This window comes from Nioella sp. MMSF_3534, assembly GCF_030732985.1.
Lineage (GTDB): Bacteria > Pseudomonadota > Alphaproteobacteria > Rhodobacterales > Rhodobacteraceae > Nioella.
In genome coordinates this window covers 22498-46211 of the sequence record NZ_JASHJX010000023.1, presented here as the reverse complement: position 1 = coordinate 46211, position 23714 = coordinate 22498, and the positions used below count along the sequence as shown (strand labels likewise).

Sequence of the window (23714 nt, the reverse complement as noted above, 5' to 3'; positions counted from 1 at the left end):
AAATGCGCTTTGCTTGAAGAAAACTGGAGATCCCAATGCCTGAACACAACGATGAAGAAGAACTCAAACTTAAGCGTCGCTTGAACTCTCGAACTGACAACTGCGTGAAGTTGGCTGACCATGCCCAACGCGCCGCAATCCACTACAGTGCAATTAGGCTTAGCTTTGTCGTAAGCAACATTACTGTTGCGACGCTTTTAGTTGGGCTCTTCTTCCGATTTTCAACAACGCTAAACCCGTGGTTGGTTTCTGGGGCAATTATGATGCTAGGAATTTCATTTACCTTTGTGAATCAAAAGATTGGCACTGTGCATATGTACTACAACAACGCTGCTGGATTGTTTTATCAGCAAGCCGTCAAGGATTCCGGCTTTGAAAAGGAGTTCGATCTCACCTTCAAAGTATCATCTGACAAGGCAAAGCGGTTTGGTTTCATAAACAAGTGGTCTTCAAAAGTTGATTTCTACTTTCTCTGGCCAGCTCTGAACATGATTGTCGCAATCGTGGCTGCGTTACTTGTCCTAACGCACTAACTTTGCCGCATATTGCTGTCCATTTACAACACCAACTCGATAAAGATCACTTTATCCCGCGCTGCCGACGTTCGCATTTCGAAAATGTTGCACGATCCACCAAGGACCGGTTCGGCGGGCCGCGCAGCAGCATTCTGCGGCCCTACCCAATGGCTGGTGTGGGCCGTTTGCTTCACTGCCGTTCACACTTCATCATTTCAAACCAATCCGGGGTAGCGTCGCCTAACCGCTTCCATCCGTACATCCGCGGGCACACGGTGATCCCGATTCTGTTGCTTCAGTTTTTGCGCCAGCTCTTCAAGGTGACACTCAACCTGATCTCCGTGTTTTCCGCTCAACGCCGCGTGAGAGATCGCGTTTCCGAGCATGTTGGTCTCGAACCACTGAAGCTTGTCAGCCAATCTCACTTCGACAAGTCTTTCCCGGCTAACCGATGGCACATGGCGAAGAGCGTTTTGTTCTACCTCTTCAGCGACCATGTTCCAAAGCGGATGATTATCCCAGCGGGATCTGTTGGTGTCCCGCACGGGCACCGTGTAGCGCATGGTTTTCAGTATGCCGCCAAGTATGTCGGTGATCTGATCGAACAGGCTTCCCCAACCGGTTACGTCCCAACGGCCCTTGAGGTAGTCTTTTCCGGCGCGCAGCTCTACCCGCCAGATTTCATCAGTGGCTTCCCCGCGATAAACAAGCGGGCGTGCGCCCTGTGCGTGACGAGCGGCGTCCCAGATTTCGAACATGTCGAATTTTCGCTTCTGCTTAACTTCCTGCAACTTGTCGTAGATGCCGATTTGTTTGTTGGTGATCCCACCAACTCGCATTGAACTGGCCTTCCAGCACTTACCCGACACGTCCATTTCTTCGGGTTGCATGTGCCGTGTCGTGTTTGATGCTGAATGCACGACAAACTGATTTGGGTTGAAACTGAATCCGGGCGCGAGGCAGTCAACCGCGTAGTCGATCCTCGAGATGCTTACGCCGTTCGGGGGGATGCTCAGACCAAACGCGTCCGCTGTCTTCTCCAACTCGTCCTTCACCCAAGCGATGCCGTTCAATACCAGCGGCATCGCTCTGACAGCGACACGGACTCCCCAGCCAGAAGCGGAAGTGCTTTTTCTAAGGAACCAGTTGGCCTCAAGATTGGACGTCTCGACGGAATAAGCGTAGCCGCCAGCCGCGCCGTTTGGTCGGACGATCAGATCCTCCCCATTGTACAGGGTGCCACATTTCGCCTTCTGGTTCCGCTTTGCCAACTCTTCTGCCTCTGCTTTGGCTGATGCCAAGTGCTCGCAGAGCTCTTCTGGAACGACAACGTTCAGTGAGAGTTCCAGCTTGTCGAAACCCGACCGAATAACTTCCAAATTCATAACTTTCACCCATTCATGTATTTCTAGAGGGGGGTGCTACAAAGACCCCCCTTTGCCGCGTGGCGTTCGGCCACCCGCCCACCCGCGCGCCGCGCTCGCTACCTGAAGGCAGCGCAGCGCGCGCGTGGACGGCTGTCCGGATTAGCACTTGAGTCTCACTGGCTCTTTCTCTTGCGCTTTGAGCCAGCGAATAAGGCTTTCTTCGAAGTAGAAGATTTTGCCACCGATCTTAACTCGAGGTGGTCCAACGCCTTCGGAATGGCGTCTTTGAAGGGTGCGTTCGCTCATGCCGAGATACTCTGCGGCTTGAGCTTTCGTCATGCGACGAAAACCAGAATTATCAGTCATGCGGAAAACCGTTTTGCAGTGTCCAAGAAAGTGAAACAGCCGGACGGCCTGCCGAATGGCAGGTCTTATGCGCGGGTGTCGCGAGATATGATGCTTGCGATGTCTATTTCGTTTTTGGACGTAACTGCGGCCACACTGTGGCGAAGTCAGCGACTACAGCATTCCCAAAAAACAATCGGGAATCAAGGGCAATCACTATTGAATTGGACTATGTCCGCATTTGTCCGACATTGACCAACCGAGAGACCGTTTCGGCAGCATCGGACAGCGTATCATCGAAAAGGTGTGCGTATCTCGCAGTGGTATTCGTCTGCGTGTGGCCCAACATTGCCCCGATCAAGGGAAGACTCGCACCGCTGGACACGAGCAGACTGGCAAAGGTGTGCCGCAGATCGTGAAGCCGCACGTCTTCAATCTCAGCTTTCTCGCACAAGCTCGCCCAGGTCTTCTTAATGGTCACAAACGGCTCTCCGGTGTGAGAGGGGAAAACCCATTCCGAGGTTGCCAAGTCACGGCGGCGCAGAAGAAGGGCCGTTACCGCTTCAGAAACCGGCACACGGTGAAGTTTCTTTTGCTTGGTCGTCGCAGCAGGTTTTGTCCACACGCGCAGATCGGCGTCGAATTGATCCCATCTCGCCCGCATCGCTTCGCCAGAACGACACCCAGTCAGGATCAAGAAACGGACAATATCGCAGGATGTCTGTTTGGGGTGATCGGCCATTGTAGTGTTAAGCCGGTCGAGCTCGTCCGCCGTCAGGTAGCGTTCCCGCTTATTCTCAGGATTGAGCGCGATACCTTGCGCCGGATTGCGGTCAATCCAACGCCAGCGGATCGCAAGATTGCAGGCTTTGCGAAGCAGTCCGATAACACGGTTGGCTTGAATTGGTGTTCGCTTTGAAACCTTCCGATGCAGCGCGTCGCAATGGTCGAACGTCAGATCGGCAACCTTCATCGCGCCGAGCGACGGCAAGATGAATTTCTGGAACATCTGGATATCGACCACCTGACTTGAGGTGCGCTTCTTGGGAAGATGGTCGCGGCAGTAGCGGTCGAACAGATCGCGCACGTTCGGGGCTTCCCGGGCTTCTTGCTTTTCCGCCATTGGATCGATCCCAACATCAATCATCCGGCGAAGTTCTGATGCTCGTTTCCGCGCCGCGACGACTGTCCAATCACCCGCGCGCCCGATGGTGTAGCGGCGCAAGCGACCCGCGATCCGATAGTTCAGGATGAAGCTCTTGACGCCCTTCGACGTGATCCGAACACCGAAGCCCGGCAGATAGCTATCCTGCACCAGCTTGTACCCGGTTTCTGGTGGCGTGAGACCGTCAAGGAGCGCCTGAGTGATTTTCACTTGGTCGCGCTCAGGTCTACATGTCATCTCTATGTAAACCGAATCTTGGCTATCCTTTGGCATCTGAATGTCTCTCCGTGTCCGAGCCTGTCCAGAAATTTCTTTCTTTTCAGTATGATACAGAAATTCTCTCAGATTTTCCAGTTACATAGCAAGCCATCAAACCCCGGCTGTTAATCAATTGGTCGTAGGTTCGATCCCTACCGCCGGAGCCAAAAATCCCAAGTAGATCAGAGATTTACGAGACACCTCAGCGAGGTGGATCATTGGGTGTTTGGCGCTTGTGGGCGCATGGTCACGAATTTCCAGCTGACCTGCCCCCCTTTGGTCCCTTGTACGTGGCGAGAGTCTGCGGGTCTGGTGTTCGTCATCCTGGGTTTCGGCTTGGGCAAGAGCGCCGGGCGCGGAGCCGTCGAGTTGCTCGGTCGCCCTCACTTGCGACCCAGGCTCAGGCAGCTTCCCGCCAAGCTGAATTGCACGACCAGAGAGATCGGCGGGCAACATCAGCCAAATTGACCGGCACTCATTTGGGGTAAAATAATACCCCAGCATTAAGCACCTGCTTTTAAACTATAAAATCAAATCCGGAATTGAAACTAGCTGTTGACCCGCCCCCGGAAATCGTTAGAACACGCCCATCCGACGGGGGGCCATCGCCCCTCGTTCGTTCTTGAGATGATCCGAGGGTCGCATCGGCCCCGGCCCCGCAAGGAAAAGACAGATGAAAACCTTTACCGCTACCCCGGCGGATATCGACAAGAAATGGATCCTGATCGACGCCGAGGGCGTTGTTCTGGGCCGTCTCGCCTCGATCATCGCCATGCGCCTGCGCGGCAAGCACAAGGCGTCCTTCACCCCCCACATGGACATGGGTGACAACGTGATCGTCATCAACGCTGACAAGATCCAGCTGACGGGCAACAAGCGCAACAAACCCAACTACTGGCACACCGGGCACCCGGGCGGCATCAAGTCCCGCACCACTGGCCAGATCCTGGAAGGCAAGTACCCCGAACGCGTGGTCATGCAGGCCGTCAAGCGCATGCTGCCCGGCGGCCCGCTGAGCCGCAAGCAGATGACCAACCTGCGCGTTTACGCCGGTGCCGCACATCCGCATGAGGCGCAGGAGCCCACCGTGCTGGATGTGAAATCCATGAACTCCAAGAACACGCGGAGCTGATACCATGGCTGAAACCATTACCTCGCTCGAAGAGCTGCAGGCCGTGGCCGGTGGCGACGCTGCCACCCCCGCGATCGACCTCGAAACCCCTCGTGAACCGCAGCGCGATGCGCTTGGCCGTTCCTATGCCACCGGCAAGCGGAAAGACGCTGTCGCCCGCGTGTGGATCAAGCCGGGGTCCGGCAAGGTCACCGTGAACGGCAAGGAAATGAGCGCCTATTTCGCCCGTCCGGTGCTGCAGATGATCCTGCGCCAGCCCTTCACCGTCGCCGGTCGTGAAGATCAGTTCGACGTGATGGCCACCGTCAAGGGCGGCGGCCTGTCCGGTCAGGCCGGTGCGGTCAAGCACGGCATCTCGGTGGCGCTGCAGCGCTACGAGCCGTCCCTGCGCGGCGCGCTGAAAGCGGCTGGCTTCCTGACCCGTGACAGCCGCGTCGTGGAACGCAAGAAATTCGGCCGCCGCAAGGCCCGCCGGAGTTTCCAGTTCTCCAAGCGCTGATTGCGCGGAAGGCCATCAAGACCATTCGAAAGGGCTGCATGTTTTGCAGCCCTTTTTTTTCGTGCGCATCGGCTTTGCAGAACCTGCCCTGTCAGCGCGTCAGCACCGCCGAGACCGGGGCCAACGCCACCGCCTCGGACCGGCTGCCAAGTGCCCATGAAAACAGCGCCGTCACCGTGTCGGAATAGGTATGCCCCACGACGATCACGCCCCCTTCCTGCCCGGCGGCAAAAGCGGCGCGGTCGAGATAGCGGGTGATGACCGTGGCGCGTTCGCGCTCGCTGTCGATCTCGCGGAACAGCGTGGCTGCCGGAACTGCGGCGCGGGTCGCCGTCTGTTCGGCGGCATTCAGCCCGCGCGGATAGGCCACCAGCCCGTGGCCGGTCTCTGCCAACACCTCGACAACCCCATCGAGCAAGGCGCGCCGCCCCTGGATCGCCCCCTCTGAGGTATCGAGCACAGCCACCGCTTCCGGCAGCCGGTCAAATCCGCGCGTCAGCACCTCTTCCGCCTGCGCAGGCCCGGTGTCTTCGGTAAAGATCTCGGCCAGAAGCAGCACTTCGAACCCGGCGGCGCGATAGGTGGCGGCGGCCTCGGCGGCATCGGGGCGGCGCGGGTCGATGGCGAAGGCGACGGGGAAATCAAATCGGGTCAGCGCGTCGCGGCCAAGCGGAAACGAGGGATCGTCGATCAGGATCACCGCCATCAAGGGGCGGGATTCCTCGGCGTCGAAGGGGGTGGCGAAGGCGTCGATGGCCCTGCGGGGCGCATCGGGCTCGGCTGCGTCGCCCGTTTCGACGGGCTGGAGAGGGCGGCCAAGCGGGGCTGTTTCTGTCTGTGCCTCGGGGCCGGTCTCGATCTGCGGCAGGCCAAGCGGCGCGGGCTGTTCCTCTGCCACCGGCGGCGAGGGGTCGAGCGTGGCCGAGGGCGACGCCACCGGGGTGCCGAGCGTCGGCGCGGCGGAGGGGGCCTGAAGGCTGTCCATTGCCTCGGGCTGCGGGGCGGGGGCGGTGTCGGGCAGGCTTGGCCCGGTCGGCGTGGGCAGGGCAGTGATGGCCTGCGGCGCACCGGCGGGGGCGGTGTCGATCCCCGGCAGGGCGGCGGCGGTTTCCTCTGGCGGGCGGTTGAACTCGGACCCTGCGGGCAGCGGGATTTCCGAGACAGGCTGCGATGCGGTGCCCTGCCCGGTCGCCGGGGCAGCATCGGGCGCGTCCGCTTCCACCGGCGCGGCCTCTGGCATGGCATCTGGCGTTTCGGTCGGTTGTTCCACGACGGCCGGCTGTTCCGACACCTGCTGCGGCGTGGGTTGGCCCTGCTGCGGACGATCGGGCAATGGCAGCCCGAGCGACAACAGCGCCGCCCCGATGATGGCGATGAACGCACCCCAGATCAGACCTGAAATCAGACCTCTGCCCATGTCTTTCACCCTCTCGATACATGTCCTGCGCCCCGAACGGAACGCTTCACATCCAAATAGCCCCAGCCAGTGGCCGTTCTTTGGGTGCATGGGTTGACCATGCCCCGCGGCCCTGCGCATGTATAACCCGGCGCGCGGGCAAGGCGCACCCCTTTTTGCGACGAGGACCCACGGGCATGCTGCTGCTCATAGATAATTACGACAGTTTCACCTACAACCTGGTCCATTACCTGGGCGAGCTGGGATGCGTGCCGCATGTGGTGCGCAACGATGCGCTGGATGTGCAGCAGGCGATGGCGCTCAACCCCGCCGGGATCGTGCTGAGCCCCGGCCCCTGCGATCCGGCGCAGGCGGGGATTTGCCTGTCGCTGACCGCTGCCGCCGCCGAAACCGGCACGCCGCTTCTGGGTGTTTGCCTGGGGCATCAGACCATTGGCGAGGCCTTTGGCGGCAAGGTGGTGCGCTGCCACGAGATCGTGCATGGCAAGATGGGGGAAATCCATCACGCGGGCCAAGGCGTCTTCTCGGGCCTGCCCTCGCCGCTTCTGGGCACGCGGTATCATTCGCTGGTCGTGGAGCGTGAAAGCCTGCCCGACTGCCTGGAGGTGACCGCCTGGCTTGAGGATGGTACGATCATGGGCCTGCGCCACAAGGAATTGCCGATTGAAGGCGTGCAGTTCCATCCCGAAAGCATCCGCTCCGAACATGGGCATGCGATGCTGAGGAGCTTCCTGCAGACAGTGCCCGGCGCGTTGCAGGAGGAACCGGCATGAGCGACCAGATGAAACCCCTGATCGCCGCCGTGGCCGAGCGCAGCCTGTCGGCGGAGGAGGCCGAGACGGCGTTCGGCCTGCTCTTCGACGGCGAGGCGACGGATGCCCAGATCGGTGCGATGCTGATGGCGATGCGCGTGCGGGGAGAGACCGTCGAGGAAATCGCCGCCGCCGCCAAGGTGATGCGCGGCAAATGCGTGGCCGTGCGCGCGCCCGAGGGCGCTATGGATATCGTCGGCACCGGCGGCGACGGCAAGGGCACGCTGAACATCTCGACCGCGACGGCCTTTGTCGTGGCGGGGGCAGGCGTGCCGGTGGCCAAGCATGGCAACCGGAACCTCAGTTCCAAGTCCGGGGCGGCGGATGCGCTTGGCCAGATGGGCGTCAATGTGATGGTCGGTGCGCCGGTGGTGGAACAGGCGCTGAAAGAGGCCGGGATCGGCTTCATGATGGCGCCGATGCATCACCCGGCGATTGCCCATGTGATGCCGACCCGGCAGCAGCTTGGCACACGAACGCTGTTCAACGTGCTGGGGCCATTGACCAACCCTGCGGGCGTCAAGCGCCAGCTGACCGGGGCCTTTGCCCCCTGGCTCATCCGCCCCATGGCCGAGGTTCTGGCCGCTCTGGGGTCCGAGGCCGCTTGGCTGGTCCATGGCTCGGACGGCACCGATGAGCTGTCGATTGCGGGTCCGTCCGCCGTGGCGGCGCTGAAGGACGGCAAGATCGAGGAGTTCGAGATCACCCCCGCCGATGCAGGCCTGCCCGTGCATCCTTTCGAGGCGATCCTCGGCGGCACGCCAGAGGAGAACGGCGTGGCGTTCCGGGCGCTTTTGTCCGGTGATGGCGGGGCCTATCGCGATGCGGTCCTGCTGAACGCGGCGGCGGCGCTGCTGGTGGCGGGCGTGGTCGGCGGGTTGTCCGATGGTGTCCAGAAAGCGGCTGAAAGCATCGATTCCGGTGCCGCGCTGAAGGCGGTGGAAACACTGGCCAGGGTCACGTCGGCGGCCTGAGGCGCTCCGGCCCGTCACGGGGCGCAGAACGCGGTTTCGAAACCGCGTTGGAAGGGTTTTCGAAAACCCTTGTCCCCGCCCGGCCGCACGCGTTACCCCCTGACCCATGCGTTTCGATCTGTCTCATCTCGGGTCTTGGGCCAACCTGCCATTCTTCGCGCGCGACATAAGCGGCTTCGAAGCCGCTTTGACCGCTGAACCCCGGCCCTGGCTCCCCACCCCGGCGCAGGTCTTTGCCGCATTGGAAGCCTGCCCGCCCGACGCGACAAAGGTCGTCATCCTCGGCCAGGACCCCTACCCGACCCCCGGCCACGCCCATGGGTTCGCCTTCTCGGCAGAACCGCATGTGCGCCCCCTGCCCCGGTCGCTGGCCAATATCTACAAGGAGATGCAGGCCGACCTGGGGGCCTGCCCGCCCAATGCCGATCTGCGGTTCTGGGCCGCGCAGGGCGTTCTGCTACTCAACACCGTCCTGACCGTGCCCGCAGGCGAGGCCAATGGCCACGCGAAACTGGGCTGGCAGCGGCTGACAGGACAGGTGTTGGACCATCTCTCCAGCGACGGCCTCCCCCGCGTCTACATGCTTTGGGGCAAGCCCGCGCAGAAAGCCGCCAAAGACATCCCCGCAGAGCGCAATCTCAAGCTGGAAGCCCCGCATCCCTCGCCCCTTTCCGCGCATCGGGGCTTTTTTGGCGCGCGCCCCTTCTCTCGCGCGAATAACTGGTTACAAACGCAGGGACTGACGCCCATCAACTGGACGGACCCGGGACAGATATGACCACAAGCATTCTCGACAAGATCAAGGCCTACAAGCTGGAAGACGTGGCCGCCCGCAAAGCCGCCCGGCCCATGGCCGCCGTGGAAGCCGATGCAGAGGCCGCGCCGCCGGTTCGCCCCTTCGCGGAGGCGCTCAGCATTGCCTCGCGCGAGGGCTACGGGCTGATTGCGGAAATCAAGAAGGCCAGCCCCTCCAAGGGGCTCATCCGCGCCAATTTCGACCCGCCCGCCTTGGCCCGCGCCTATGAGGCCGGGGGCGCGACCTGCCTGTCTGTCCTGACCGACACGCCCTCCTTTCAGGGCGCTGATGACTACCTTGTCGCGGCCCGCGCCGCTGTGTCGCTGCCGGTTCTGCGCAAGGATTTCCTTTACGATCCCTACCAGGTGGCCGAGGCCCGCGCGCTTGGGGCCGACTGCATCCTGATCATCATGGCCAGCGTCTCTGACGCGCAGGCGCAGGAGCTGGAGGAGGCCGCAACCCGGTGGGGCATGGATGCGCTGATTGAAGTGCATGATGCCGAGGAACTGGACCGCGCCCTGACGCTGAAATCCCGCATGATCGGCATCAACAACCGGGATCTCAATACATTCGTCACCTCTCTCGACGTGACAAAGACGCTGGTGCGCCGTATTCCCGGCGACCGGATGGTGGTCTCTGAATCCGGGCTGAACACGCCCAAGGATCTCTCCGATATAGCCATGTACGGCACCCGCTGCTTCCTGATCGGCGAAAGCCTGATGCGGCAGGAGGATGTGGAAACCGCCACGCGGACGCTTCTGGCCAACCCTTTGCGGGCTGCGCAATGATGGCGGGTCTCACCCATTTCGACGCCGAGGGGCAGGCCCATATGGTCGATGTCTCGGACAAGCCGGTGACGGCGCGCGTGGCGGTGGCCGAAGGCTTCGTGCGGATGACGCCCGAGACACTTGCCGCCATCACCGGTGGTGAGGCGAAGAAGGGCGATGTTCTGGGGGTCGCGCGGCTGGCGGGGATCATGGGGGCCAAGAAGACATCGGACCTCATCCCGCTCTGCCATCCCCTGCCGATCACCAAGGTGGCGCTGGAGCTGGAACCCGTGGCCGACTTGCCCGGCATCCGTATCGTGGCCACCGTCAAGACCGGCGGCCAGACCGGGGTCGAGATGGAGGCCCTGACCGCCGTCTCCACCGCCGCGCTGACGGTCTATGACATGGTGAAAGCCGTTGATAAATCAATGGAAATCACCGGCATCCGGTTGCTGCTGAAAGAGGGCGGGAAATCCGGGAGATACGAGGCGCAGGGATGACATCGGGCCGGTCGCTTGAACTCTACTTCGTCGATGGCAAGCCTGACGGCATGCTGACGGCAGAGGTTTTCAACTGGACCGGTCATGTCTTGCGCATCCCGCGCACACGGCTTGCCGACGGATTGCGGCGGGCCGAAGCCGGGCAAACCGGCGTGTACCTGCTGCTTGGCGAGGATGCGGACGGCCCGCTGGCCTATGTCGGTGAGGCCGAGGACATGGCCCGCCGCATCGGACAGCATGCTCGCGAGAAAGACTGGTGGGACGTTGCCGTTCTGATCACGGCCGCCGGGGACGCGTTGAACAAGGCTCATATACGCCACCTCGAAAACCGCCTTGTCAGCATGGCTCGTACCGCCGGGACGATGAGATTGGAGAACGGAAATCAGCCTGGCGGGTCAAGCCTGAACGAAGCAGGCATGGCAAATATGGAAGGCTTCAAAGACACGCTTCAGATGGTTTTGCCCGCGATCAGAGTGGATCTTTTTCAAACCGGACGCAGATCTGCCGACCAGTCCGACATGCGTAGTGAAAGTGCTACTCCGCGCCCAGTCTTTCACCTTGCGGTCCCGCGACATGGTGTTGATGCCAGCGCAGAACTCGTCAATGGGGAGATGGTGGTTCAGGCCCGTTCAATGGTACGCCCCGCGTGGGTCGGCAACCCTAAGCACGCCTCAAACTATAGAGAGTTGCACGAAGGACTCGTTGAGAAGGGAATTATCCTCGTGTCAGACGGCGGTGCGGTGATGGCTGAAAACTATGCATTTAGTAGCCCATCTGCCGCTGCCGCAGTTGTGTCTGGCCGCTCAGCCAATGGCCGCACGCAATGGAAACTTCCCGATGGCCGCACCTATGCGGACTGGGAGGCGGAACAAATCGAAGGGGCCGCTCCATGATCACAGTTGACGAGGCCCTCGCCGCCTGTCTGGCGCTTGCCGATCCGTTGCCCTCGGAAGAGGTTCCGCTGGCAGATGCCAATGGCCGGGTTCTGGCGCGGGCGGTGGCCGCGCGGCGCGATCAGCCTCCCTTTGCGGCCTCGGCCATGGATGGCTATGCGGTGACGGCAGAGGCTCCCCGGCCCGGTGACAGGTTCACCGTGATCGGAGAGGCCGCTGCGGGGCATGTCTGGCAGGGCCAGATAGGCGCGGGTCAGACGGTGCGCATCTTTACCGGCGCACCAGTTCCTGACGGTGCGGCGCGGGTGATCATCCAGGAGGATGTGACGCGCGAGGGCGATGTCATCACCCTGGGCGACCGGCTGGATCACCAGACCAATATCCGCCCCGCTGGCGGCGATTTCCTGACCGGGGACGCGCTGGACGCCCCGCGCATCCTGCGCCCGGCCGATCTGGCGCTGGTCGCCGCCATGAACCTGCCCACCCTGCCCGTGACCCGCAAACCCGTCGTGGCGCTGATTGCCACCGGGGATGAGCTGGTGCAGCCGGGCGACACCCCGCGGCCTGACCAGATCGTGGCCTCCAATTCCTATGGATTGAAGGCGCTGGCCGAGGCATCGGGGGCGCATGCACGACTGCTGCCGATCGCGCGCGACACGGTCGAGAGTCTCGCCAGCACGCTGCAACTGGCAGCCGATGCCGATATCATCGTGACCATCGGCGGCGCGTCCGTGGGCGATCATGACCTTGTGGCGCAGGTGGCGGCAGCAGAGGGGCTGGAGCGGAGTTTTTACAAGGTGGCGCTCAGACCCGGCAAGCCGCTGATGGCGGGGCGCATGGGCAAGGCGGCGCTGCTCGGCCTGCCCGGCAATCCTGTGTCCGCAATGGTCTGCGGGCAGATTTTCCTGGTGCCAATGATCCGGGCGATGCTGGGTCTGGGCAAGGCCCCTGCCCCGCGTGAGACCGCCGAACTGGCGGTGGACCTGCCGCAGAACGGCCCGCGTGAACACTACATGCGCGCGGTGCTGGAGCCGGGCCGCCGATACCCGCGCGTGACCCCCGATCGGCGTCAGGATTCCTCGCTATTGACGGTGCTGTCGAGAGCAGATGCGCTGATGATCTACCCACCCTCGGCAGGGCCGCTCAAAGCCGGGTCGCTTGTGGATATCTTGCGATTCTGACCCAATATGTTGACACGAAGCGGGAACAGCGATAGAACATTCCCCGAACAGATGTAATTTCCGTTAGGGGAGCCCTGCGATGCTGACCAAGAAGCAGCTGGACCTGCTGGAGCTTATTCACCGCCGCATGCAGCGTGACGGGGTGCCGCCCTCCTTCGACGAAATGAAGGATGCGCTGGACCTGCGGTCGAAATCGGGCATCCACCGGCTGATCACGGCGCTGGAGGAACGCGGGTTCATCCGGCGGCTGGCCCACAGGGCGCGCGCGATCGAGATCGTGAAACTGCCCGAAAGTTTGGAAACCAAACTGGGCGGCTTCACCCCCCGCGTGATCGAAGGCAGCCGCGCCGATCCGCCCCGCGACGCGCGCCCCGTGGCCGCCGCCTCTGCCATCGACCTGCCGGTTATGGGACGCATCGCCGCCGGGACGCCCATTGAGGCGATCAGCGAGGTGTCCACCCATGTTGCCGTGCCCCAGCAGATGCTGGGATCGGGCAAATCGCATTACGCGCTGGAGGTGAAGGGCGACTCGATGATCGAGGCCGGGATCAACGAGGGCGACATCGTGGTGATCGAGGAAGGCTCGACCGCTGATAATGGCGATATCGTCGTGGCACTTGTGGAAGGTTACGAGGCAACCCTGAAACGCTTCCGCAAGAAGGGCAATATGATCGCGCTGGAAGCGGCCAACCCCGCCTATCAAACCCGGATGCTGCGCGACGACCAGGTCAAGGTGCAGGGCAAACTTGTCGGGCTGATCCGCACCTATTGATCCGTCACTTAGGCCGGTCTGACCGGCGCTGTTGTCTTCAGTCCCTCGCCCTGCCGTCCACGGGGTTTCGCCGACTTCGTCGTCGACCCGGGAGCGGCCCTCCTCAACCCCCGGCTGACGCCGGAGGCCTCATCGGTCCGCGTTGCCACGGATATATGGCAGGGGTCGGTGCTGATCCGAAGACCCTGGGACTGGTGGCAATGACCCATCACGGAAATCCGCGCGGGCGCCCCGTTTGTCAGCGGGATGTCGGCACCCAGGGACGTCGGCCCTGCAATGCGCGGGCCGTGACGACCCGCAGCCCGTTTTCCCCCGCCGCAAGCGCGATGGCCCCGGTTTGCGACAGGATGTCCGGGCCGATCATGACACAGGCGGCGCCCTCCCTGCTGCTGTCGGCCATGGCCGCCCCTGTCCCCGCGCCCGGTCCAAAGTCCGGGACACCCCCAAACCCGCTTTCAGACCGCTCGGAGGTGATCACCCAGTCATGTGCGGCGCAGGCCCGGGCGAGATCCTGCGCGGCCCGGCGACCGACCCCGTGCCACAGAGACAGCCCGCCGATCGCCACCGCCTGCCCGGCCCCGTCCTGACCCCATGCCGGACGCGCAAAACCCCCGGCCTGATCCGCGCCATCCCCGTCATTTTCCAGCCACAACCCCGCGACGAATCCATCGCCCCGCGCACGGCTGAGCGCTCGCCCCTCCTCCGTCATCACCCCGACCAGCCGCCCCGAGGGCGAGATCAGCAGCGACGGGCGCTCTCCGCCCGACCAGAGCAGAAGCGCCAGCGCTGCCGGGGCAAGTCCCGTCCAACGCCCGCGCCCTTGCCACAGGATCACGACCAGCGCCCCGAAGGTCAGCAGCGGCAGCACCTCCGCCGGGGGCATCTCGATGGTCCGGACGGCACCCTCCATGCCCGAGATGCGCTCGGCCACGGCAAGGATCCAGACCAGCCCCGCCTCCATCACCCGGAAGGCCAGGAACTCCAGCCCGAGAGGCCAGAGCAGCATGGCCACCACCGCCGCGGGAACCACGAGGCTGCCCATGACAGGCACCGTCAGCAGGTTTGCGGCCAGCCCGTAAGACGCCAGCATGTTGAAATGCGCCGCCGCGAAAGGGGCCGTCGCCAGCCCCGCAACGCCAGAGGACAGGACCAGCCCAAGCAGCCAGCGCGCCCATGCGGGCCAGGTGCGCAGCCGCTCGATGCGGGACATGCCGGTGAAGACCGCCACCAGCGCGGTCGTGGCGGCAAAACTCATCTGGAATCCGGGGCCAAGCAGGGAGTCGGGGCGATGCGCCAGAACGATCAGCGCCGCTATGGCGACCGAGCGCAAGGTGACGGCGCGCCGGTCCAGCAGAACCGCCGTGAACATCACCGCCACCTGGATGAAGGCGCGTTCGGTGGCGACGTTGCCCCCCGCCACGGCCAGGTAGAAGGCCCCGGCGGCCAAGGCCCCGACGGCGGCGATCTTCTTGGTCGGAATGCGCAGGGCAAGGGGCGGGATCAGCGACAGGCCGGAACGCAGGCACAGAAAGACAAAGCCGGTCAGCAATCCCATATGCAGGCCTGAAATGGCCAGAAGGTGGGCGATATTGGTGCGCCGCAGGGTCTCCAGCGTTTCGGTCGAGATGCCGGAGCGGTCCCCGGTCATGACGGCAGCGGCGAAGGCGCCGGGTTCGCCCTCGATCCGGGTCTGAATGGCGCGCGAAAGCCGCATGCGCAGATGCAACAGCGGCAGGACGCGCTCCGGGCGCGGTTCCAGCAGGAGGGCTGGATTGCGGGTATATCCGACCGCGCCGATGGACAGGAACCAGGCGTGTCGCTGGAAGTCGAAGCCACCGGGCTCTCCCGGTCCTTCAGGGGGCGACAGATGGCCGGTCAGGGCAACACGCGCACCGGGTTCCGGCGTCAGGAACGGCTGGTCGCCGTGAAGCGAGACGCGCACCCGCCGGGGCACGCGGTCGGGGTCGGTGTCGGCCAGCACGACCCGATCCAGCGTCAGGCGCAACCGGTCCGAGGCGGACCGGTCCACCACCACGATCCGGCCTTCGATGGGGCCATAGTAGCGAAAGCCCAGAACCGGCCCCGCCACCTGAGCCGTCCGCAAGCCTGCCGTGCACAGCCCGAGCGCGACAAGCAGCACCGCCGTCGCCAAAGGCCCAAGCGTTTCGCGTCGCCATCGGCCAAGGAACGCGGCCAGAAGGGCCGCCGCCCCGGCCAGGCCATACGCCATGCGCCCCGGTTCCACTGGCAGGGCGAAATAGAGTGCCACCCCGATCCCGAAAAAGACCGGGGACCAGGGCATCAGATAGCCCCGCTGGCCCTGCTGGACCGCATTCAACCAGTGCCACAGCCGCACTTGCCACCCCTTCCGGGCTTGCCTAAACCTGCGCGCAGATGACTGTGCGGCCTCATGGTTGCCAAACTGTTAACGCGCGGCGCCGCTCAAGGCCCGCGTGCCCCGGAAAGGACCTTCGATGACCTCTGATGTCGTGACCCGCTTTGCCCCTTCGCCCACGGGCTTTCTGCATATCGGCGGCGCGCGGACGGCGCTGTTCAACTGGCTCTATGCGCGCGGGCGGGGCGGCACCTTCCTGCTGCGCATCGAGGACACCGACCGCGAACGCTCCACCCCCGAGGCAACGCAGGCCATTCTGAACGGGCTGACCTGGCTCGGTCTCGACTGGGACGGCGAGCCGATCAGCCAGTTTGAACGCCGCGACCGGCACGCAGAGGTGGCGCGCGACATGCTGGCCAAGGGCCACGCCTATAAATGCTTCGCCACGCAGGAGGAGATTCAGGCCTTCCGCGAGGCGGCAAAGGCCGAGGGCCGCTCGACCCTTTTCCTCAGCCCCTGGCGCGATGTGGCCGAGGCTGACCACCCGGACGCGCCTTATGTGATCCGCGTGAAAGCCCCGCGCGAGGGCGTGACGGTGATCAAGGATCAGGTGCAGGGCGATGTCACGATCCGCAACGATCAGCTCGATGACATGATCCTGTTACGCTCCGATGGCACGCCCACATATATGCTGGCCGTGGTTGTGGACGATCATGACATGGGCGTGACCCATGTGATCCGGGGGGACGATCACCTCAACAACGCTGCGCGCCAGGCGCAGATTTTCCATGCCATGGGCTGGCCGGAACCGGTCTGGGCGCATATCCCGCTGATCCACGGGCCTGATGGCAAGAAACTGTCGAAACGCCACGGCGCGCTCGGGGTCGAGGAATATGCCGCCATGGGCTACCCGCCCGCTGCGATGCGCAACTACCTGGCGCGGCTTGGCTGGAGCCATGGGGATGACGAGTTGTTCAGCGACGCTGAGGCGAAAGAGTGGTTCGACCTGACGGGAATCGGCAAATCCCCCGCGCGGCTTGATTTCAAGAAGCTCGAACATGTGGCCAGCCATCATATCGGGGCCATGGCCGATGACGATTTGGTGTCTGAAATCGAGCGTTTCTTGGTGGCAACGCAGCAACCCGCGCTTTCGCAGGCGCAGAAAGACGGGCTGGCCGCTGCGATGTATTGCCTCAAGGATCGGGCAAAGTCTCTTCCTCAACTCCTTGAAAAGGCACACTTTGTCTTGACGGAACGCCCGCTGGATCGGGATGAGAAGTCGCTGGCCGCGCTGACAGATGTATCCCGTGGTATACTGGCAGAATTGACGCCGCAGTTGCAAAATGCTAGCTGGACACGCGACACGCTGGAGGCGACAGTTTCCGAAGTGGCCGAACGCCACGATCTGAAACTGGGCAAGCTTGCACCGGCCCTGAGGGCCGCGTTGGCAGGCCGCCCCGTCAGCCCGAGCGTTTTCGACATGATGCTCGTCATCGGCCGGGAGGAGACACTTGCCCGCCTGACGGAGGCCGCAGCCGAATGACCTGAGTGTGTCGTGGCTGCCTGCGAATAGAGGGGCCCGGGCAACCGGTCCCTGAACACCGCCTGATGACCCCATCGGGCAGGCTTTTTGAAGAGGGACTCAGGATGGCAGACAACAGAACCGCGACGCTCACGTTCGATAACAAGACATTCGAGCTGCCAATGCACTCGCCCAGTGTCGGTCCCGACGTGATCGACATCGGTAAGCTTTACGGTCAGGCGGGCGTCTTTACCCACGATCCCGGTTTCACCTCGACCTCGGCCTGCGAATCCACCATCACCTATATCGACGGTGACGCGGGCGTTCTGTTGCATCGCGGCTACCCGATCGACCAGCTGGCAGAAAAATCGCATTACCTCGAAGTGTGCTATCTGCTGCTATATGGTGAGCTGCCGACCGCGACCCAGCTGGAAGATTTCGAGGATCGCGTGACCCGTCACACGATGGTGCATGAACAGATGCACAACTTCTTCCGCGGGTTCCGGCGCGACGCGCATCCGATGGCGACCATGGTGGGCGTTGTCGGCGCGATGTCGGCCTTCTACCACGACTCCACCGATATTTCGGACCCGTGGCAGCGCGAGGTCGCTTCGATCCGCCTGATCGCCAAGCTGCCGACCATCGCCGCGATGGCCTATAAATACTCGATCGGTCAGCCCTTCGTCTATCCGCGCAATGATTGCGACTATGCCACCAACTTCCTGCGCATGTGCTTTGCCGTCCCGGCAGAGGAATACCAGCCCGACCCGATCCTGAGCCGCGCGATGGACCGGATCTTTACCCTGCATGCGGATCACGAACAGAACGCGTCCACCTCGACCGTGCGTCTGGCCGGGTCGTCGGGCGCGAACCCGTTTGCCTGTATTGCCGCCGGCATCGCCTGTCTCTGGGGGCCTGCCCATGGCGGCGCCAATCAGGCCTGTCTGGAGATGCTGAAGGAAATCGGCACTGTCGACCGCATCCCCGAATACATCGCGCGGGCCAAGGACAAGAACGACCCCTTCCGCCTGATGGGCTTCGGTCACCGCGTCTACAAGAACTTCGATCCGCGCGCGACGGTGATGAAGAAATCGGCGGACGAGGTGCTGGACCTTCTGGGCGTGGAAAACAACCCGCTTCTGCAGGTCGCCAAGGAACTGGAACGCATCGCGTTGGAGGACGAGTATTTCTCCGAGAAGAAGCTGTTCCCCAACGTCGATTTCTACTCCGGCATCATCCTGGAGGCCATGGGCTTCCCCACCTCGATGTTCACCCCGATCTTCGCCCTGTCGCGGACCGTGGGCTGGATTTCGCAGTGGAAGGAAATGATCGCCGACCCGAAAGGCAAGATCGGCCGTCCGCGCCAGCTTTATACCGGGGCCACCTACCGCGAATACACGGATATCGAGAACCGCTGAGCGGGTTGGTAGAGACACGAAAAGGCTGGCCTCCCAAGGTTGGCCTTTTTTGCACGGATGTCAGGCATCCGCATAATGACATGCACGGTATCGGAAGCGCTTTCCCTTGGTGATCGTGGCCACTTTCCTTGACAATCGTGACCATGAAACGTATTGTCAGCGCAGTAGCAGATAGCGGGGCTTTCCTTGGATCGCTGCTACACGCGCACCCGCAAGGGTCGGCATATCACGGTAAGGCGCACCCGCATGAAGACAAGGCCTCCTTCGGGGGGCCTTTTTTAATGCCTTCAGTTTTTCGGGATTCTCACCTGCTGAAAGCAGGCTTTCTTGACGTAGACCCTGATCTTCTCGCGTTTTTTCCTGTGTTCAAAGCTGATCTCCTTTTCATAGCAGGTCTTCACCAGCATCTCGACGTCGATCTCCTCCACCTTGCTCGGATACAAGTAGTAGATAATGACGGTGTGAATCCCAGAGATCAGCGGGGATCCCGCAGGTGTGAGCACAGCGAGGTTCGCCACCTGATTTCTGTCCTTTTCCTCCCACGTGTAGGCGTTGCAGGTCAGCAGGTTGCGGATTTCAGAAGGGAGACAATGGGAAAAGGCATAGCGATTGGCACAAAACTGTCGCTTGTTGCCTGCTTCATCCAGAAAGTCATGCGGACCAGTTCCATAAGAGTTGGAAAACACGTGAGATTCAAACCTGACGCGAAGAACCAGGTCTCGGCCTTCGGGTCCGTGTCCAGCAAAGACATGCGTAAACGGATGAAGGTGGGACAAGCTTATCTGCTGCCCTCTGAACCTGATCTGATCCGGAAGCCCGTTCTTCAACGCATCCGCCACTCGTTACATGTCACCACTTGCGTCAATCACTATCGAACAATCCCGATCTGATCCATCATCAAAGAGAGTGCGCAGCGGGCGGCCTTTTCGCATCCCGCCCTTGCGCGTCGCGGCCCCCTGCCCCATCTGCCTGTAATGACACGGATAATCCTGACCTCGCTGAACCTGTCGCTGCTGGTTCTCTTCCCCCTGGCCTGGGTCGCACCGCTGATGCGCGCGGGGCTGTTGCCGCTCTTCGGGCTAAGCGAGATCTCGGTCCTGTCCGGTGTCATGGCGCTATGGGAGGAGGACGTTCTGCTGGCGCTGGCAGTGGCGCTCTTTGCCATCGTCGCGCCGATCCTGAAGACGGCAGGGCTGGCGCTGATCCATTTCCGCATGACCGACAGCCGCCTGCTGGCGCCGCTCACCGCGCTTGGCAAGCTGGCCATGGCGGATGTTTTCCTGATCGCCATCTACATCACGCTCGCCAAGGGCGTCGGTGTGGGCCGGGTGGAAACCGCCTGGGGGCTTTGGCTCTTCACCACCTGCGTGCTGGTCAGCTTCGGGATCAGCCTGGCAACCTCGGCACTGGCCAAGCGCGAGGCCTTGGGCTAAGCCAACCGAATGGCAAAACCCGTCACCCAATTCGTCTGTTCCGCCTGCGGCGCCACCCATAAGAAATGGGCAGGCCGCTGCGATGCCTGTGGCGAGTGGAATTCCATCCAGGAGGAAACGCCGCTCTCCATGGGGCCCGGAGCCAAGGGGCTTGGCGGGATGAAGGGCAAAGGGATGGCACTGACCGATCTGGCGACGGAAGAACGCCCGCCGGAACGGGACGGATCGGGGATTGCTGAGCTTGACCGGGTGCTTGGCGGCGGGCTGGTCGGGGCCAGTGCCACGCTGGTGGGCGGCGACCCCGGCATCGGCAAATCGACGCTGCTGTTGCAGGCAGCAGCCAGTTTTGCGCAGGCGGGTCTCAAGGTTATCTATGTCTCGGGCGAGGAAGCGACGGCCCAGGTGCGAATGCGCGCACAGCGGCTTGGGCTTGGCGACAGCCCGGTAAAGCTCGCTGCCGAAACCAACCTGCGCGATATCCTGACCACGCTGGACGAGGAAAAGCCCGATCTGGTGGTGATCGATTCCATCCAGACCATGTGGCTCGATACCGTGGACAGCGCGCCGGGGTCCGTCAGTCAGGTCCGCGCCGCCGCGCATGAGCTGGTGAGTTTCGCCAAGCGCAAGGGCGTCAGCGTGATGCTGGTGGGCCATGTCACCAAGGAAGGCCAGATCGCTGGCCCCCGCGTGGTGGAACACATGGTCGACACCGTGCTCTATTTCGAGGGCGAGCGCGGCCACCAGTTCCGCATCCTGCGCAGCGTCAAGAACCGCTTTGGCCCGGCGGATGAGATCGGTGTCTTCGAGATGACCGGCGGCGGATTGGCCGAAGTCCCGAACCCCTCGGCCCTGTTCCTGTCCGACCGGCAGGCGCGCGCGCCGGGATCGGTGGTGTTTGCAGGGATCGAAGGGACGCGGCCTGTGCTGGTCGAGGTGCAGGCCCTTGTCGCGCCCTCGTCTCTGTCCCAACCCCGCCGCGCGGTTGTGGGCTGGGATGGCGGCAGATTGTCGATGATCCTCGCGGTGCTGGAAGCCCGCGTTGGGATCAGCTTTCAGGGGCTCGACGTCTATCTCAATATCGCGGGCGGCATGCGCATCTCGGAACCCGCTGCCGATCTGGCCGTGGCCGCCGCACTTTTGTCGGCGCGAGAGGACGAAGCCCTGCCCGCCACATGCGTCGTTTTCGGTGAATTGAGCCTTTCCGGCGCGTTACGCCCGGTCTCTCAGGCCGAAAACAGGTTGAAAGAGGCGCGGAAACTTGGTTTTTCCTCCGCAATCGCACCTGAGGGATGCAAAATCACCGACGGGGCTGATATGGATTTGAAACTGATGCCGGACCTGGCCCGGTTTACTGGTGATATTTTCGGCGCAGGCTGACCGGCCCAAGCCACGAGGGAGACGAGAGAGATAATGGACGGTTTTACCATTTTTGACGGGGTCGTGGCCGGTGTGATCGTGATCTCCGCCATTCTCGCCTATTCCCGTGGTTTCGTGCGCGAGGCGCTGTCGATTGCGGGCTGGATCGTGGCGGCCATCGTGGCTTTCCTCTTTGCCCCCCGCGCCAAGGAACTGATGTTCGAGATTCCCTATCTGGGCGATTTCCTCAACGGCTCCTGCGAACTGGCGGTCATCGCGGCCTTTGCCGCCGTCTTCGCCATCGCGCTTGTGGTCATCTCTCTCTTTACTCCTTTCTTTTCCAGCGCCGTGCAGCGATCCGCCATCGGCGGGCTGGATGCGGGGCTTGGCTTCCTCTTCGGGGTGCTGCGCGGGGTTCTGCTGGTTGTCGTGGCGCTGATTGCCTATGACCGCATCGTCGGGAACGAGCCGATTGCGGTGATTTCCGACAGCCGGTCCGCCGAGATTTTCCAATCCATGCAGACCCGTGTCGAGGAACAGATCCCCTCGGACGCGCCCGGCTGGATCGTCAGCCGCTATGAGGAACTGGTGAACAGCTGCGGTCCGGTTGACGGGAACTGAGCCGGGCCTATCCGTCTTCTGACAGGAAGCGGTCGAACTCGGTTACGACCGCGTCCCAGATCGGATCGCTCGGCACCAGCATGTGGTTATTCGAGTCCCAGGACTGAAACTGGGCGTCTCTCAGCCCCCGCGCCATAAGCTTGGACTGGTCGGGGGACTGCACGGCATCGCCCGAAGAATGCATGATCAGCACCGGGCAGGTGATCTTGTCCAGCTTGTCCAGAACGTCGATCTCGCCCACGACGCGCCGAATCTCGGCGGCGTTTTCCGGGGTCGCGGACACGGTCTGGATATGGACGAGGCTTTCCAGCTCTTCCGGGGTGGATCGCGGCGCAAAGACGGTCGCGACCGCCCGCATGAAGGGGCTGTCCGGCACCCCCCAGCCAGAGCGGATCATGGCAACCATCGTCTCGGTTTTCTCCGGCTCCCCCCGCGCGGTTGACCCCTGCACCAACCCGTTGTGCAGGATCATACGGCTGACCCGGTCGGGGTGACGCGCCGCGAAGGTCAACGCCACCGGCACGCTTTGCGAGATTGCGTAGATCGGGAACCGGTCCAGCCCGGCGGCATCGGCCACCGCCTCCAGGTCATCGGCCAGCGCCTCAACACTCACGCGCGAGAAATCGACATCCCGATCCGACAGCCCCGTGCCGCGCGGATCATATCGCACCAGCCGCCGCCCGGCGGATTGACGGTCCAGCAGCGGGCGCCAGACCGGGCTGTGAAGATCGTGCTCCAGATGGCTGAGCCAATGCCCGGCCCGCAGGAGCGGCGACCCGTCCCCCATCTCGGCCCAGGCAAGCCCCGTGCCATCGCGCGAACTGGTGTAGCGGATGACCTGCCGGGCTGCCTGTCCCTTGCGTTCAGCGGTTTGGGGGCCACCGGTCCCGATCGTCACCGGCACGGCAAGCTGCACCCCCCGGCGCGGCACGGTGCGGATCACCGCCTGTCGCTTGCCATCATCCCCGACCGCCGCCCGCGCCACCGCAACCCGCGTCGCAAGCGTGGAATCGGACACGATACGCCCGTTCCAGATATCCCTGATCATGTCGTCATAGCTGACAAGTTCGGGCGCACGGGTGGCCAGCAGGACCAGCAGATCGAAAACCTGCGGCTCGCAATGCACCTCCTGCCCGTCCCGCATGAGAGCATGGGCGGGCACATCCAGCTGACAATCTGCAAATTGATAGATCATGCCCCAAGCTTGCGCGGGTTGTGGGGCTTTCTCAAGGAAAACAGCCGCGTCTCAAGACAAATCGGGCAAATCCCAAGACCTTCTAAAGACCGTCTTCAAGCGCGGCTTCGGCAGTGGTGGCACTCTGGTTCCCATCAGCAGCAAAGGAGACACGCCATGACCGACACGATCAAAACCCGCCCCGATGGTTCCATCGACACCGCCTTTTACATGGCCCGTGGCCGCCAGATGCGCAGCCAGCAGGCCGCCGACATGGCCCGCACCGGCAGCCGCAAGACCCTGTCCCTTGTGCCGGTTCTGGCCATCTTCGGTCTCGCCGTGCTGGTGATCGTTCCGGGCCTGCTCTGACCCGCCGGTCGAAGGAAACACATATCGGAAATCGCGCATTCACATATCTGTCACAGGTGACTTTACCTGCCCGGGGGGCTATACGGACGCGGA

General features: G+C 62.7%; 24 protein-coding genes. 17 read left to right on the top strand and 7 right to left on the bottom strand.

The features are described 5' to 3' along the window. The first annotated feature begins 35 nt into the window (after positions 1-35). A complete protein-coding gene (locus RBB16_RS11240) occupies positions 36-533 on the top strand; it encodes a hypothetical protein (protein ID WP_306046263.1) in 498 nt (165 codons plus the stop codon). A 197-nt stretch (positions 534-730) separates the two neighbouring features. On the opposite strand, the gene RBB16_RS11235 is transcribed toward RBB16_RS11240, so the two are convergent. The 3 genes from RBB16_RS11235 to RBB16_RS11230 all read right to left on the bottom strand — a co-directional run bounded on the left by RBB16_RS11235 (position 731) and on the right by RBB16_RS11230 (position 3602). Next, complete coding sequence (locus RBB16_RS11235; RefSeq protein WP_306046262.1) at positions 731-1900, bottom strand: hypothetical protein; 1170 nt, start codon at positions 1898-1900, stop codon at positions 731-733. Positions 1901-2041: 141 nt separating this feature from the next. Next, complete coding sequence (locus RBB16_RS20680; RefSeq protein ID WP_371931238.1) at positions 2042-2221, bottom strand: helix-turn-helix transcriptional regulator; 180 nt, start codon at positions 2219-2221, stop codon at positions 2042-2044. A 235-nt stretch (positions 2222-2456) separates the two neighbouring features. After that, the gene (locus tag RBB16_RS11230; protein ID WP_306046261.1) at positions 2457-3602 is read right to left on the bottom strand and encodes a site-specific integrase; all 1146 of its coding nucleotides are present in this window, start codon (positions 3600-3602) and stop codon (positions 2457-2459) included. Positions 3603-4323: 721 nt separating this feature from the next. Here RBB16_RS11230 and rplM point away from each other — a divergent pair. Further along, on the top strand, positions 4324-4782 hold the full coding sequence (gene rplM / locus RBB16_RS11225; RefSeq protein ID WP_306046260.1) for a 50S ribosomal protein L13: 459 nt from the start codon (positions 4324-4326) through the stop codon (positions 4780-4782). Between the two features lie 4 nt (positions 4783-4786). After that, a complete protein-coding gene (gene rpsI / locus RBB16_RS11220) occupies positions 4787-5281 on the top strand; it encodes a 30S ribosomal protein S9 (protein WP_071691650.1) in 495 nt (164 codons plus the stop codon). A 91-nt stretch (positions 5282-5372) separates the two neighbouring features. Here the strand turns inward: rpsI and RBB16_RS11215 are convergent, their stop codons facing one another. After that, complete coding sequence (locus RBB16_RS11215) at positions 5373-6698, bottom strand: divergent polysaccharide deacetylase family protein (RefSeq protein WP_306046259.1); 1326 nt, start codon at positions 6696-6698, stop codon at positions 5373-5375. A 176-nt stretch (positions 6699-6874) separates the two neighbouring features. On the opposite strand from RBB16_RS11215, the gene RBB16_RS11210 reads away from it, so the two are divergent. The 8 genes from RBB16_RS11210 to lexA all read left to right on the top strand — a co-directional run bounded on the left by RBB16_RS11210 (position 6875) and on the right by lexA (position 13393). Beyond that, positions 6875-7471, top strand: coding sequence for an aminodeoxychorismate/anthranilate synthase component II (locus tag RBB16_RS11210; protein WP_306046258.1), 597 nt, complete (start codon positions 6875-6877; stop codon positions 7469-7471). After that, positions 7468-8484, top strand: coding sequence for an anthranilate phosphoribosyltransferase (gene trpD / locus RBB16_RS11205; RefSeq protein WP_306046257.1), 1017 nt, complete (start codon positions 7468-7470; stop codon positions 8482-8484). Before RBB16_RS11210 ends, trpD begins: the two co-directional genes overlap by 4 nt. Positions 8485-8590: 106 nt before the next feature. Further along, positions 8591-9262, top strand: a complete 672-nt coding sequence (locus RBB16_RS11200; protein ID WP_306046256.1) for a uracil-DNA glycosylase — start codon at positions 8591-8593, stop codon at positions 9260-9262. Continuing rightward, positions 9259-10068 (top strand): indole-3-glycerol phosphate synthase TrpC, encoded by an 810-nt coding sequence (gene trpC, locus RBB16_RS11195; RefSeq protein WP_306046255.1) that lies wholly within the window; start codon positions 9259-9261, stop codon positions 10066-10068. The genes RBB16_RS11200 and trpC overlap by 4 nt, the downstream gene beginning before the upstream one ends. Beyond that, on the top strand, positions 10068-10547 hold the full coding sequence (gene moaC / locus RBB16_RS11190) for a cyclic pyranopterin monophosphate synthase MoaC (RefSeq protein WP_071691656.1): 480 nt from the start codon (positions 10068-10070) through the stop codon (positions 10545-10547). Before trpC ends, moaC begins: the two co-directional genes overlap by 1 nt. Further along, positions 10544-11440 carry a GIY-YIG nuclease family protein gene (locus RBB16_RS11185; protein WP_306046254.1) on the top strand — a complete coding sequence of 299 codons (897 nt, stop codon included), beginning with the start codon at positions 10544-10546 and terminating at the stop codon, positions 11438-11440. The genes moaC and RBB16_RS11185 overlap by 4 nt, the downstream gene beginning before the upstream one ends. Then, on the top strand, positions 11437-12621 hold the full coding sequence (gene glp, locus RBB16_RS11180; RefSeq protein WP_306046253.1) for a gephyrin-like molybdotransferase Glp: 1185 nt from the start codon (positions 11437-11439) through the stop codon (positions 12619-12621). The genes RBB16_RS11185 and glp overlap by 4 nt, the downstream gene beginning before the upstream one ends. 79 nt (positions 12622-12700) lie before the next feature. Then, a complete protein-coding gene (gene lexA / locus RBB16_RS11175; RefSeq protein ID WP_071691659.1) occupies positions 12701-13393 on the top strand; it encodes a transcriptional repressor LexA in 693 nt (230 codons plus the stop codon). 238 nt (positions 13394-13631) lie between these two features. On the opposite strand, the gene RBB16_RS11170 is transcribed toward lexA, so the two are convergent. Further along, positions 13632-15695, bottom strand: coding sequence for a ComEC/Rec2 family competence protein (locus RBB16_RS11170; RefSeq protein WP_306046252.1), 2064 nt, complete (start codon positions 15693-15695; stop codon positions 13632-13634). A 172-nt stretch (positions 15696-15867) separates the two neighbouring features. On the opposite strand from RBB16_RS11170, the gene gltX reads away from it, so the two are divergent. Beyond that, entirely contained in the window at positions 15868-17271 is a 1404-nt protein-coding gene (gene gltX / locus RBB16_RS11165; RefSeq protein ID WP_306046251.1) for a glutamate--tRNA ligase, read from the top strand. 104 nt (positions 17272-17375) lie between these two features. Beyond that, positions 17376-18668, top strand: coding sequence for a citrate synthase (gene gltA, locus RBB16_RS11160; protein WP_306046250.1), 1293 nt, complete (start codon positions 17376-17378; stop codon positions 18666-18668). Positions 18669-18955: 287 nt separating this feature from the next. On the opposite strand, the gene RBB16_RS11155 is transcribed toward gltA, so the two are convergent. Next, positions 18956-19444, bottom strand: a complete 489-nt coding sequence (locus RBB16_RS11155) for a hypothetical protein (RefSeq protein ID WP_306046249.1) — start codon at positions 19442-19444, stop codon at positions 18956-18958. 198 nt (positions 19445-19642) lie between these two features. On the opposite strand from RBB16_RS11155, the gene RBB16_RS11150 reads away from it, so the two are divergent. The 3 genes from RBB16_RS11150 to RBB16_RS11140 are packed head-to-tail and all read left to right on the top strand — an operon-like array spanning position 19643 to position 22078. Next, a complete protein-coding gene (locus RBB16_RS11150) occupies positions 19643-20101 on the top strand; it encodes a paraquat-inducible protein A (RefSeq protein WP_306046248.1) in 459 nt (152 codons plus the stop codon). A 9-nt stretch (positions 20102-20110) separates the two neighbouring features. Continuing rightward, on the top strand, positions 20111-21478 hold the full coding sequence (radA, locus tag RBB16_RS11145; RefSeq protein WP_306046247.1) for a DNA repair protein RadA: 1368 nt from the start codon (positions 20111-20113) through the stop codon (positions 21476-21478). 33 nt (positions 21479-21511) lie between these two features. After that, complete coding sequence (locus RBB16_RS11140) at positions 21512-22078, top strand: CvpA family protein (RefSeq protein WP_306046246.1); 567 nt, start codon at positions 21512-21514, stop codon at positions 22076-22078. Between the two features lie 7 nt (positions 22079-22085). Here the strand turns inward: RBB16_RS11140 and RBB16_RS11135 are convergent, their stop codons facing one another. Next, positions 22086-23273, bottom strand: a complete 1188-nt coding sequence (locus RBB16_RS11135) for an alpha/beta fold hydrolase (RefSeq protein ID WP_306046245.1) — start codon at positions 23271-23273, stop codon at positions 22086-22088. 156 nt (positions 23274-23429) lie between these two features. Here RBB16_RS11135 and RBB16_RS11130 point away from each other — a divergent pair, with 156 nt between their 5' ends. Beyond that, a complete protein-coding gene (locus RBB16_RS11130; protein WP_306046244.1) occupies positions 23430-23621 on the top strand; it encodes a hypothetical protein in 192 nt (63 codons plus the stop codon). The last annotated feature ends 93 nt before the right edge of the window (positions 23622-23714 follow it).